General features: G+C 68.1%; 10 protein-coding genes and 1 pseudogene. 4 read left to right on the forward strand and 7 right to left on the reverse strand.

The window, feature by feature from the left end; translation table 11 throughout:
- Positions 1-99: 99 nt before the first annotated feature.
- Positions 100-222 (forward strand): annotated as a pseudogene (locus RBB84_RS04545) (TetR family transcriptional regulator); the annotation flags it as partial.
- A gap of 20 nt (positions 223-242) precedes the next feature.
- On the opposite strand, the gene RBB84_RS04550 reads toward RBB84_RS04545, so the two are convergent.
- Both RBB84_RS04550 and RBB84_RS04555 read right to left on the reverse strand, forming a co-directional pair.
- Positions 243-1,076, reverse strand: coding sequence for an alpha/beta hydrolase (locus tag RBB84_RS04550; protein WP_024100537.1), 834 nt, complete (start codon positions 1,074-1,076; stop codon positions 243-245).
- A gap of 78 nt (positions 1,077-1,154) precedes the next feature.
- Positions 1,155-1,808 (reverse strand): TetR family transcriptional regulator, encoded by a 654-nt coding sequence (locus RBB84_RS04555; RefSeq protein WP_006554379.1) that lies wholly within the window; start codon positions 1,806-1,808, stop codon positions 1,155-1,157.
- 229 nt (positions 1,809-2,037) lie between these two features.
- On the opposite strand from RBB84_RS04555, the gene RBB84_RS04560 reads away from it, so the two are divergent.
- Genes RBB84_RS04560 through RBB84_RS04570 form a run of 3 tightly spaced genes read left to right on the forward strand, consistent with a single transcriptional unit; the run spans position 2,038 to position 4,600 of the window.
- Complete coding sequence (locus RBB84_RS04560; protein WP_350247222.1) at positions 2,038-3,081, forward strand: ferredoxin reductase; 1,044 nt, start codon at positions 2,038-2,040, stop codon at positions 3,079-3,081.
- Positions 3,082-3,123: 42 nt separating this feature from the next.
- The gene (locus tag RBB84_RS04565) at positions 3,124-4,380 is read left to right on the forward strand and encodes an acyl-CoA desaturase (RefSeq protein WP_064256418.1); all 1,257 of its coding nucleotides are present in this window, start codon (positions 3,124-3,126) and stop codon (positions 4,378-4,380) included.
- Complete coding sequence (locus tag RBB84_RS04570) at positions 4,358-4,600, forward strand: hypothetical protein (protein WP_006554382.1); 243 nt, start codon at positions 4,358-4,360, stop codon at positions 4,598-4,600. Before RBB84_RS04565 ends, RBB84_RS04570 begins: the two co-directional genes overlap by 23 nt.
- A 213-nt stretch (positions 4,601-4,813) precedes the next feature.
- Here the strand turns inward: RBB84_RS04570 and RBB84_RS04575 are convergent, their stop codons facing one another.
- From RBB84_RS04575 to selD, 5 genes are all read right to left on the reverse strand, one after another.
- Positions 4,814-6,118 carry an OFA family MFS transporter gene (locus tag RBB84_RS04575; RefSeq protein ID WP_064256405.1) on the reverse strand — a complete coding sequence of 435 codons (1,305 nt, stop codon included), beginning with the start codon at positions 6,116-6,118 and terminating at the stop codon, positions 4,814-4,816.
- A 33-nt stretch (positions 6,119-6,151) separates the two neighbouring features.
- Positions 6,152-7,171: an NrfD/PsrC family molybdoenzyme membrane anchor subunit gene (nrfD, locus tag RBB84_RS04580; RefSeq protein WP_064256404.1), complete on the reverse strand. Its 1,020-nt coding sequence runs from the start codon at positions 7,169-7,171 to the stop codon at positions 6,152-6,154.
- The gene (locus RBB84_RS04585; protein ID WP_024100544.1) at positions 7,171-8,082 is read right to left on the reverse strand and encodes a 4Fe-4S dicluster domain-containing protein; all 912 of its coding nucleotides are present in this window, start codon (positions 8,080-8,082) and stop codon (positions 7,171-7,173) included. Before RBB84_RS04585 ends, nrfD begins: the two co-directional genes overlap by 1 nt.
- Positions 8,079-11,477, reverse strand: a complete 3,399-nt coding sequence (gene fdh, locus RBB84_RS04590; protein WP_350247226.1) for a formate dehydrogenase — start codon at positions 11,475-11,477, stop codon at positions 8,079-8,081. The genes RBB84_RS04585 and fdh overlap by 4 nt, the downstream gene beginning before the upstream one ends.
- A 109-nt stretch (positions 11,478-11,586) precedes the next feature.
- Positions 11,587-12,609, reverse strand: a complete 1,023-nt coding sequence (gene selD / locus RBB84_RS04595; RefSeq protein ID WP_024100547.1) for a selenide, water dikinase SelD — start codon at positions 12,607-12,609, stop codon at positions 11,587-11,589.
- Positions 12,610-12,646 lie beyond the last annotated feature (37 nt).

Raw genomic sequence — 12,646 nt, forward strand, 5'->3', positions numbered from 1 at the left:
CGGATCCGTACGACAACATACACAGAGTATGGGGGACAACCACCACTGCCGGAGGAACGGGTGATCGCTGCAGAACGGCGGGACGGACCGCGCGCGGCGATGATCGCCGGCGCGATCGCGCTGATGAGCGAACGAGGTGTCGCGGCCACGTCGTTCCGGGACGTGCTCGAGAACAGCGGGGCGCCGCGCGGCTCGATCTACCACCACTTTCCCGGCGGCCGGAAGCCACGGTCGGTGGACTCTCAGCCGTTCCGTCGCCGCGAGATTGCGTTCGCGATCTCGGCCGGCGCTTCCTCCGGAATCCAGTGCGAGACGTCGGGCAGGACCACGAAGTCGTACTCGGCGTCGACGAATTCGCCGCAGCGTTCGGCGCCGGCGCGGCCGATCGCGATGTCGGCGGTGCTCCAGATGTAGGTCGTCGGGACGCGGACCGGGGGAGTCGAATCGAGATCCCGCGTCATGGCGCGATACCAGTTCAGGGCGGCGGTGAGAGCGCCCGGCGCGGACAGGGCGGAGACGTAGTGGTCGACCGAGTCGTGGTCGACTGCGGAGGTGAACATCGCCCGCAGGCGCCGCGCGTCGTCGGCGAGGAGCAGGGTCTCCGCCTTGCCTTCCTCGCGGAAGAGACCGATGTAGGAGGAGCGTTCGCGCTGGTCGGCGTCCTCCCGCAACGCCCAGCCGTAGGCGGCGAGGTGGGGGACCGAGACCGCGGTCAACGCCGAGACGCGGTCGGGATTGTGGGCGGCGAAGTACCACGCCACAGCGGCGCCCCAGTCGTGTCCGACGAGGTGGACGCGATCGAGCCCGAACTCGTCGAGCAGGCCGAGGACATCACCGGCGAGCGCCGGCACCGCGTAGTGCTCGACGCCGTTCGGCCGGGCACCGGGGGAGTACCCGCGCTGGTCGGGGGCGATCACGCGGAAACCGCGCTCGACGAGCAGGCGCGCCACCGGCGTCCAGCTGCGTGATGTCTCGGGGAAGCCGTGCAGGAGCACGACGGGTGGGCCGTCCCTCGGACCCGCCACGCGCACGTCGAAGGTCAGGTCGTCGTAGGTGGCGGGTTCGGTCGATGCCATGGGAACCACGTTACGGAAGAGGAGTGTCTGCGACAGGATTTCCTGGCCACCTCGACGAACCGGCGTCGCGCCGACCCGTCACCGGTCGTTCGACGTCCGTCGCGGCCGCCACGCCGCCGCGCCCAGCAGGATCAGACGCATCTGTTTCTCCGCGCGCGTGACCACCTCCGATTCCTGCGCACTGCCGGGACGTTCGACGGCGAGCAGGTCGAGGACGAAATCGAGCATCGCGGTGACCAGCAGATCGGCGGCCATCTCGAGATCGTCGAACTCCCAGTCCTCGAGGCCCGGGGAGCGGCCCAGGTCGGCGGCGAGCTCGCTGGTCAGCAGGCGCAGTTCGACGGAGATCGCGGCGGCGACCTCGGGAACGCCGCCGTGGCGTTCGCGTGCCAGGAACCGGAAAGCCGCCTTGTGTGCCCGTACCTGTTGGACCAGCACGTCGAGCGATTGCCGCGCACCTGCCGGACCGGGCGTGCGACGCGCGTCGCGCAGCAGGCGCCGAAGTACCCGCATCGTGTCCGCCGCAAGGGTGACGCCGAGCTCGTCCATGGACGAGAAGTGCCGGTAGAACGCGGTGGGCACGATGCCCGCGTGACGGGCCACCTCCCTCAGACTCAGCCCGCCGAGTCCCCGGTCGGCGGACAGGTCGAGGGCGGCGTCGAGAAGCGCCTGACGTGTGCGTTCCTTGCGTTCGGCGCGTGTGGTCGGCGGAGGTGCGGAAGCGGTGGACACCCCCTGAGTCTAGGCATGACGTTCCCAGCGGAGTCCGTACATCTGTGTCAGCAGTCACATCGGGGTTGACAGGCGGGTGTGGCCGGCTGCCACACTGATTTCAGTGCACATTCGTTCACTGAGCACGCAGAGGTCTACCGAAAGGCGGACAGACATGATCGTGCGCGCCCGTCCGACGCCCGTCCGGCGCTCGGGTTCGTTGCGAAAATTGCTGGTAGAGGCACTTGGAGTGCTGTCCTACCCGCATCACCCGGACCGCTACCTGGAACTCGCCGACCCGCTTCTCGTCACGTCGGCGAACTATGCCCGGATTACAGATGTGGACCGAAGCGCCACCGACTCGCTCACGATCACGGTGCGCCCCGCGCGGCCGTGCCGACCCCTACCCGGGCAGTACGTGACCGTGTCGGTGCGTGTCGACGGTGTGCGGCATACGCGCTGCTACTCGCCGACGCTCGTCGAAGCGGAGTCGAAGCGCCGGCCCGACCTGCGGTTCACCATCGGCAGGCATCCCGAGGGTACCGTCTCACGCCACCTCCACGACCGAGCGCAGGTCGGAGACGTCATCGAACTCGGTTCTCCCGCAGGCGAGTTCGTGCTGCCGAGCCCACGCCCCCGACGTCTGCTGTTCGTCGCCGCGGGCTCCGGGCTGACTCCCGTGCTGTCGATGCTGTCCGGTCTCGTCACCGAGGGGTACGACGGGTGCGCGGTGCTGCTCTACTACACCCGCACCCCCGGGCATGTTCCGCGCCGCGCCGAACTCGACGCTCTTGCCGACCGACCCAACATCGAGATCGTCCACGCGCACACCCGCTCCGACGACGGGCTGCTGCAGGGTCGGTTCGACCGCAGCCACCTCGCGGCCGTCGCACCCTGGTACGCCGACACGCCCACCTTCGTGTGTGGTCCGGCGGAGATGGTCGCGGGCATCCGCGCGGTCTACGCCGAACAGGGCGCCGAGACGATGGTGAACACCGAGGAATTCGTCCTCGCACCACCGGTCGTGTCGACGGACGATGCCGGCGGCGAGATCTCCTTCGCCGAATCCGGGGTGGTTGCCCAGAACACCGGGTCGACGCTGCTCGAACAGGCCGAAGCGGCCGGTCTCACACCCGAACACGGATGCCGCATGGGCATCTGCCACAGCTGCACCGCCGTCCGGCTGTCGGGGTGCACGCGCGACGTGCGTACCGGCGACGTCGATTCGGAACCGGGCCGCCGAATCCAGATCTGTGTCAACGCCCCGGTCGGCGACGTCGCCGTCGAACTCTGAACCGGCCGTCCGGCGACACCACCGAAATCATTGGAGGACATCATGTTCGGATTGTCCCTACCCACCGTTCCCTTCCTGCCCTTCCTGTCCGGCCGCAGCTCTTCGGTCGAGAACGAACCGCTCGTCCTCGACCACGACAGTGTCGAGGAGATCGGCCGCGAACTCGACGCACTGCGGGAGCAGACGCTCGCATCCCTCGGTGACGAGGACCGTGAGTATCTCTACCGGATCATCAGGGCGCAGCGCGGATTCGAGATCGCCGGTCGCGGTCTGCTCTTCGTCGGATTCCTCCCGCCCGCATGGGTCGCCGGTGTCGCGGCGCTGAGCGTGTCGAAGATCCTCGACAACATGGAGATCGGGCACAACGTCATGCACGGTCAATACGACTGGATGCGCGAGCCGTCGCTGAATTCCCGTGTCTTCGAATGGGACACGGTGTGCCCGTCGGACCAGTGGCGGCACTCGCACAACTACGTGCACCACACCTACACCAACATCCTCGGCCAGGACCGCGACATAGGATACGGGATCCTGCGCATGGACCCGGCCCAGAAGTGGCATCCCTACTATCTCGGCAACCCGGTCTACGCGACCGCCCTCATGCTGCTGTTCGAGTGGGGCGTGATGATGCACGACGCGGAGGTCGACCGGATCGTCGCCGGGAAACGCTCGTGGCGCGACGTGATCCCGATCGCGAAAGGCTGGTGGCGCAAGGCGCGCCGTCAGGTGATCAAGGACTACATCGCCTTCCCGCTGCTGAGCGGACCGATGTTCTTCCCGACGCTGCTCGGCAACGCGACCGCCAATCTGGTGCGCAACGTGTGGGCGTACTCGATCATCTTCTGCGGCCACTTCCCGTCCGGCGTGCAGTCCTTCACGGAGGAGGAGACCGCCGAGGAGACCCGTGGTGAGTGGTACGTTCGGCAGATGCTGGGCAGCGCGAACATCACGGGGTCGCCGTTGTTCCACGTCATGTCGGGCAACCTGTCGCACCAGATCGAGCACCACCTGTTCCCCGACCTGCCGGCGCACCGCTATCCGGAACTCGCGCCGAAGGTCAGGGAACTGTGCGAGAAGCACGGACTTCCGTACAACACCGGTGGCTTCACCGCCCAGGTGACATCGGTGTGGAAGAAGATCTTCACGCTTGCTCTCCCTCCCGGCTGGTTCGCGCCCGAACCCGAGTCGCGGGTGATCATCGAACGTCACCGCTCCACCGATCGCCCGCTCGACGATGCGGGTACCCTCGCGGACGACACGATCGAGGGGGTCGAACATGGTGGGAAGATTCGAGCGTAACAAGGACACGATCCAGGAGGTCACCGAGTCGGCGGCCACCCACGTCGGCGCGATCGCGGGGATCATCACCGGAGCGGTCCGCGACGTCACCCGCGAGATCGGTGAGTTGATCACCGACGCGATCGAGATGCGCGAGGCCGCCCGCGCCGCGCGCGACGACGAGGAACGCGGAGAAGGGCCGGCGACGTCGGATCGTCGCTCGGCCCCTCCCGCGGAGTAGCGGATCGGAAGGGCGGATCGAGTTCCTACCGCGCGGGGACGCTCGAGGTGGTGCGGGGTGACGAACCCGGCCACCTCGTCGCGCACTGGAGCGCTCTGCACGCACTGTTCTGCGGGGCGACGGCCGAGGCGATCGGCCTCTACCTCCGTGCGGCCCAGGTGCATCGTGCGCACGGCCACCACGCCGCCCACCTGAGCAGGGCGGCGCTCCGGATCAGGACCGGGCCGAGGCCGACTCCCGGCGTGCCGCGGGTACCTTCGTGATCATCGTGAGCACGACCGATCCGAGCGCGATGATGCCGATGGTGGTGTAGGCGAGGGTGTACGCCTTGTCGTCGCCGAGGAGCGTAGACGCGATGATCGGGCCGATGATGCCGCCGATGCTCCACCCGATGAGCATCAGGCCGTAGATGGCGCCGGCGTTGCGGACCCCGAAGAAGTCGCCGGCGGTGGCGGGCATGGTGCCGAATGCGCCGCCGTAGCAGAGATAGATGATCGCGGCCAGGACCGAGAACAGCACCACGCCGGTGGCATGCGGCAGCACGATCAGGCACACGCCCTGCAGCACGAGCAGTGCGGTGAAGGTCTTCATCCGGCCGATATGGTCGGAGATCGCCGCCCACACGATCCGGCCGGCGCCGTTGAAGATCGCGAGCACGCCCACGAGTGCCGCCGCGCCGGAGGTGCTGAAACCGGCGATGTCGGACGCACTCGGCTTCGCCTGCGAGATCAGGGAGATGCCGGCGGTCACGCACAGGGTGAGGATGGCGGTCAGGAGGTACCACTGGGGCGTGCGGAGGGCCTCGTTCTGGGTGTACTCCTTGCCGCGGTCCGCTCCGCTGCCGTCGCGGCCGACGGGGTCGAAGCCCGGCACGGTGTACCCCTCGGGCGGGTTGCGGAAGAGTGCCGCACCGGCCAGCGACATCACGAGGTAGGCGATACCCAAAGGCAGGAAGGCGCTCGTGGGGTCGTCCGGATTCCGGTCGATGAGCCACTGCGCGACCGGCGAGGTGAGCACGGCGCCGAACCCGAAACCGCCCACAGCGAGTCCGGTGATGAGACCGGTCTTGTCGGGGAACCACTTCTGCAGCATGGCGATCGGGACGATGTACGCGAAGCCCAGCCCGAAACCGCTGATGATGCCGTACCCGAGGATGAGCAGCCAGTAGTCCTCGGCTCCGTCGGTGAAGGAGGCGAGGAGGATGCCGAGCGCATAGATGATGCCGCCGATCAACGCGACGACTCGGGGACCTTTCAGATCCTGCAGTCGGCCACCGAGATAGGTGCCGATGAAGATCATGCCGATGGTCACGGTGAACGGCAGTGAGGCCCGGACCGTGCTCAGTTGCCAGGAGTCGGCGTTCTCGAGGGCTCCGCCGAAGACCGACCACGCGTAGACCGCGCCGATCGAGAACTGCAGCAACAGACCCCCGGCCACGAGGAGCCAGCGGAAGCTGCCCGGAGGCTGAGCCGTCGCGGCGTCGCCGTGTGGTTCGCGCGTAGGCTTGCCGGAGTCCATGCGTTCTCCTTCGTCCTGCCCGCGAGCCGGATCTCAGCTGCGGTAACGAACGGGTTCCCCGCGATCGACTCGTTCACGCTGGGGAACGACGGTGTACTTGGGATCCTTCGCCGACGCGATGCCGGCCTCGTAGACGCCGAGTCGCGTGCACAGCGAACCGGCCATGAGAGCGGCACCGGACACTGCCGATACCACGCGATTGCGGCGGCCGGCGAGTGCGCCGAGCGCGCCGGCCACCGTCAATGCCTTGCTGGCCCTCATCAGTCGCCCGGGGCGGCCCTGGTGGAGCGTCTCGGCCGACAGGCCCATCGACTTCTCCATCTGCTGCTCGGTCGCGAGTTCGACGAGCGCACCGCCGACGGCGAAGGCGCGTGCCGGCCCGGCCTCGGCGACCGGCGCACCCAGCAGTCCGAGACCACCCGATGCGGCCGCTGCCGACCCACAGAACACGAAGGGGATTTCCTTGAAGGCGGAGTGCCAGGCTGGGGTTGCGGTGTCGGACAACAGGACTCCGGTATAGGCGGCGACCGGCGGTGCCGTCAGTGCACCCACGATCCCGGCGGGCCGGCCGAGGGCGAGCAGCAGGCGCACCGGCCCGCGCTTCCACCGGGCGGGGAGCATCGCGGCGATCTCCGCGACCGCCGCGACGCCCGCGAACGGACCGTGCAGCGACAGGATCCACGTACCGACCGACATCGGGGAGGTCGGTTTGGCGACTCGCAGCATGTTGAGGAAGCGGCTCGGTTTGCCGAGATCGTGAACCAGCGCACCGACACTGACGAGCAGCGATGTGAGCGAACCGAATCGGGCGACGCGACGCAGGGCGGGCCGCCCCGTGAGATCGGCACCCGCGGCGAGCAGCGAGCTGCCCGCGGCCACGCCGCCGGTGAACAGATAGATCGCGATGTCGTGTTCCCACGGGGCCGGCTTCACGATCTGGCGTCCGTAATAGGACTCGAAGTCGGCCTCCGGCACCATCACCCGGTCGCCGCCGCGACCACCTCCGGACCGGCGGGGGTTGCCCGGGCTGCCGCCGTGCTGCACCTGGGTCATCAGCGCCTCCTCAGGAACGACGCGGCGGCGCCCGCCAGCATCGCGACCGCTGCCACTGCGGCGCGGGTCCACATCTCCGGCAGATCCTTGGTCGTCACCACCGGATCCGGCGGCAGGCCGTAGACCTCCGGTTCGTCGAGGAGCAGGAAGAAGGCGCCGGTCCCGCCGACCCCGTCCTCGGGATCGTTGCCGTAGAGTCGTGCCTCGCTCACGCCGCGCTCGTGCAGGGCGGCCAGTCGTTCCTCGGCGCGAGCGCGCAGTTCCTCGACGTCGCCGTACTGGATCGACTCCGTGGGGCACGCCTGCGCGCAGGACGGGGTCTGGCCGTCGGTGAGCCGGTCGTAACAGAGCGTGCACTTCTGGGCGATACCGACCTTCGGGTCGCCCTCTGGACCCTTGCGACGGTCGATGACGCCGTACGGGCACGCAGCGACGCAGTATCCGCAGCCGTTGCAGATGTCGTCCTGCACGACCACCGTGCCGAACTCGCTGCGGAACAGCGACCCGGTCGGGCACACGTCGAGGCACGCCGCGTGGGTGCAGTGCTTGCACACGTCCGAGGACATCAACCAGCGGAAGTCCGGCTTCTCCTCCTCCGGAAGCTCCGTCGGGGTCGCGCCGACGGTCGGCATCCCCAGCGAGACCGGCGGTTTCGACTCCGCAGGGCGCTCGATGAAGGCGACGTGCCGCCACTGATTGGCGTTGAGCGAATGACTGTTGTCGTACGAGGTGCCGAGCATCGCGAAGGCGTTCTCGGGGACATCGTTCCACTCCTTGCAGGCCACCTCGCAGGCCTTGCACCCGATGCACACACTGGTGTCGGTGAAGAAGCCCTTGCGAGCCGGCGGATCCTCGTACCCGGCATCGGGTGCCGGGTCGATCGGTCCGAAGAAGCTGTTGGGACCCGTCACTCGTCCTCCTCCGGGGCACGTGGGTCGTCCGAGGTCTCCGGGGCACGTGGGTCGTCCGAGGCCTCCGGGGCACGTGGGTCGTCCGAGGTCTCCGGGGCACGTGGGTCGTCCGAGGCCGTATCGCCGTCCGGGACCGTCACGATGGGTGGGTACACGTGATCGGTTACCCCGGCCCGCCGCGCATATCCCTCGACGTACTCCCGCAGTGCCGCTCCGGACGGTCGGCGTCCTGCCCGGACGTCGCACGTACCGACCTTGGTCTCCTGGATGAGCACGTTGGGGTCCAACGTGATTCCGAACAGATCGTTGGTCGAGTCGCCGGTCACCATGCCGCCGCTGCCCCAGTGATAGGGCATCCACACCTGGTGGACGGTCCGTCCCTCCACCTTCAGCGGACGCAACCGCTCGGTCACCAGGACCCGGCCCTCGATCGCAGAGCGGGCGGTGACGACGTGGCACCAGCCCATGTGCTCGAGTCCGCGTTCGGCCGCCAGGGCGGGGGAGACCTCCACGAACATCTCCGGTTGCAGTTCGGCGAGATGTTCGAGATAGCGGCTCATGCCGCCGGCGGTGTGGTGCTCGGTGAGACGACTCGTCGTGAACACGAAGGGGAACACGTCGCTGTGTTCTTCCGGCGGTGAGGGGTTCATCGGATTGTCGTCACGCCGGTACTCCATGCGCGTCGGGTTGGCCTGCTGCGCGTAGAGCGGATTGCGGAACGGCGACTCCACCGGTTCGTAGTGCGTCGGCATCGGACCGTCGACGAGCCCCTGGGGGGCGTAGAGGGCACCCTTGCCGTCGCCCTGCATGATGAACGGATCGATCCCTTCGAGCGCCTCGACACCGTCGGCGCCGTCGGGGGAGCGGTAGCTCGGCGGCTTCGTCTTCTCGAAGTCCGGCACGTCCGCACCCGTCCACTGCTGTGCGTCCTCGTCCCACCACACGTAGGCCTTGCGTTCGCTCCACGGCCTGCCCTCGGGGTCGGCGGATGCCCGGTTGTACAGGATGCGGCGGTTCATCGGCCACGCCCAGCCCCACTCGGGAGCCACGAACGACTGCTCGTGCCGGGACTTACGCCGGTTGGCCTGGTTGACGCCGTCGGCGTAGACCCCGGTGTAGATCCAGCAGCCACCGAGGGTGGAGCCGTCGTTCTTCATCTCGGTGAACGACGACAGTGGCAGACGGGTCGCGACGTCGTAGCCGTTGATCTCCATGAGCACTGCGTCGGCACTCGGCTCGTCGTACTCGCCGTGCACGGGGTAGTCCCATGCCAGGTCGAGCAGCGGACGGTCGCGCTCGTCGGTCGACTCGGCCAGACGCTCCCGCATCATGCGGCCGAGGTGGTAGAAGAACCACAGTTCCGAGCGGCAGTCCTCGGGCGGCTCTACGGCCTTCTCCCGCCACTGCAGCATCCGCTGGGTCTGCGTGAAGGTGCCTTCCTTCTCGGCGTAGGAGGCCGCCGGGAAGAGGAACACCTCGGTGGCGCACTCCTCGGTCACGATCTCACCGGTCTCGATCTCCGGGGAGTCCTTCCAGAAGTTGGCGCTCTCGATCTCGAACAGGTCGCGCACCACGAGCCAGTCGAGGTTCGCCATCCCGAGCCGCTGCGCGCGCCCGTGGGCTGAGCCGACGGCCGGGTTCTGCCCGAGGAGGAAGTAGCCCTTGACCTTTCCATCGATCATGTCGAGCACCGAACGGTAGGTGCCGTGGTCGCCGGTGATCTTCGGCATGTAGTCGAAGCAGTAGTCGTTGTCGGCGGTCGCCGCGTCGCCCCAGTATGCCTTGAGCAGGTTCACCGCGTAGGCGTCGGCCTTCGACCAGAAACCCTTGCTGCCCGGGTTGCGCACGCTGTCGACCCAGTCCGTGAACGAGTGGTGCTTGTTCGCGTCGGGCATCGGCAGGTAGCCGGGCAACAGGTTGAACAGCGTCGGGATGTCGGTCGAGCCCTGGATGCTGGCATGACCGCGCAGCGCCATGATGCCTCCGCCGGGGCGGCCCATGTTGCCGAGCAGCAGCTGCAGGATCGCGCCGGTGCGGATGTACTGCACACCGACACTGTGCTGGGTCCAGCCCACGCTGTAGACGAGCGCCGTCGTCCGCTCCCGACCGGAGTTCTCGGTCCACGCGCGGCAGACATCGAGGAAGTCCTCCTGCGAGACGCCGCACACCTGCTCGACCACCTCGGGGGTGTAGCGGGCGAAGTGCCGCTTGAGCACCTGGTAGACGCACCGCGGGTGCTGTAGGGTCTCGTCGCGCCTCGGGTGGCTCGCCGTCTGCATGCCGTGCGACTCGTTCTGCAGGCCCGCGGCCGTGTCCCGATGCTCGGCGTGCTCGTCGGAGCCGTTGGCCTGCGACTTGTGCAGGTCGCCGGATTCGTCCTCCACGTCGTACTGCCAGCTCGTCGGATCGTAGGTCCGCTTCTCGGGGTCGAAGCCCGAGAAGAGCCCGTCGAGATCGTCGGTGTCCTCGAACTTGTCGCTGACGAGCACCGCGGCGTTCGTGTAGTTGACGACGTACTCGCGGAAGTCCAGCCCGTTGCTCAGGATGTAGTTGACGATGCCGCCGAGGAAGGCGATGTCGCTGCCGACCCGGATCGGGACGTGCTTGTCCGCCACCGCGCTGGTACGGGTGAAGCGCGGGTCGATGTGGATGACGCGGGCACCGCGTTTCTGGGCCTCCACGACCCACTGGAAGCCCACCGGGTGGGCTTCGGCCATGTTGGAACCCTGGATGATGATGCAGTCAGCGTTGGCCAGGTCGGCTGTGTAGCCGGTGGCGCCGCCGCGCCCGAAGCTGGTCCCCAGACCGGGGACGGTGGCGGAGTGTCATATGCGGGCCTGGTTCTCGATCTGGACCGCCCCCATCGCTGTGAACAGCTTCTTGATGAGGTAGTTCTCTTCGTTGTCCAGCGTGGCACCGCCGAGGCTGGCGATACCCATCGTGCGCCGGACACGGTGGCCCTTGTCGTCGAATTCCTGCCAGGTCTCGCGGCGGGTCTTCAGCACGCGGTCGACGACCATCTCCATGGCCGTGTCGAGATCGAGGTCTTCCCATTCGGTGCCGTAGGGCCGGCGGTAGCGGACCAGGGTCTCGCGTAGCTCGCTGGTGACGAGGTTCTTGCTCGCCGAGCCCTTGGGGCACAGGCGCCCGCGGTTCACGGGGCTGTCGGAATCGCCTTCGATCTGGACGACCTTTTCGTCCTTGACGAAGATCTTCTGTCCGCATCCGACAGCGCAGTAGGGGCACACGCTGCGGGCGACACGATCGGCGGTGGAGGTGCGCGGTTCGATCTCCTCGGTACGACGGGACCGTGCGGCCTTGCCGCGTCCGAGCAGGTCCTTACCGAGGAACTGGCGCAGGACGGGCCAGGGGAGGGACGTGTCCTTCTCCGCCATCGGTGCTCCTTTCCTGCGCTCTCGTTCCGAAGTTACCGTCTGCCCGCGCTTCGTGCCGGTTAATCCGGATCCCGTGCAGGTGTGCCGGCATGTCCGGCGGTCGTCGGGGTCAGCGCACCCGGATCGCGTGTTCGCCCGCGGGGACCACCTCCCCGATGACCGGATGGCCGGGGAGCTCCCCGACGACCAGGAGACCGCCGGACGTCTGAGCGTCGGCGAGCAGGAGTAGTTCGTCGTCGTCCACCTCGGAGTCGACCTGCTCGCGGACCCAATCGAGATTGCGACGGCTCCCGCCGGGCACGAATCCCTCCGCGAGCGACTCGCGCGCTCCCGCGACGTACGGCACGGCCGCGGAGTCGATCACGGCGGTCGTGCCGCTGGCCCGCATCATCTTCATCAGATGGCCGAGCAGACCGAAACCGGTGACGTCGGTGGCGGCGCGGACACCGGCCTCGTGCGCAAGTTGTGCCGCCTCGCGGTTGAGTGTCGTCATCACCGCGACCGCTTCCTCGAAACGCTCGCCGGTGGCCTTGTGACGGTTGTTCAGGATGCCGAGACCGAGCGGCTTGGTGAGAGTCAGCGGCAGGCCGGGCGTGGCAGCGTCGTTGCGCAGCAGGCGATCCGGATCGCCCAGACCGGTGACCGCCAGTCCGTACTTCGGCTCCCGGTCGTCGATGCTGTGCCCGCCGGCGAGATGGGCACCCGCCTCGGCGCACGCGTCGGCGCCGCCGCGCATGACTTCGGCGGCGAGTTCGAACGGGATGAGCTCGCGCGGCCAGCCCAGGAGGTTGACCGCGATGATCGGCGTGCCACCCATCGCGTAGACGTCGGACATGGCGTTGGTGGCGGCGATCCGTCCCCAGTCGTAGGCGTCGTCGACTACCGGGGTGAAGAAGTCGGCCGTCACGATGACGGCCCGGCCGCTCCCGTCGGGCGCCGGATCGATCCGGACCGCGGCTCCGTCGTCGCCGTTCTCCACACCCACCAACAGTTCGCCGGAGGCCCGTCCACCCTGCAGACCGCCGAGCACCCGCTCGAGTTCACCCGGCGGAACCTTGCATGCGCACCCGCCGCCGGCGGCGTACTGGGTGAGTCGGATGGCGCCCTCGGGAAAGTCGACGTGTGCGGTCATGAACCCAAACATACGGGCGAGTCGTAACCGAGGGCCC

The organism is Rhodococcus sp. D-6, assembly GCF_040256695.1.
GTDB classification, from domain to species: domain Bacteria; phylum Actinomycetota; class Actinomycetes; order Mycobacteriales; family Mycobacteriaceae; genus Rhodococcus; species Rhodococcus pyridinivorans.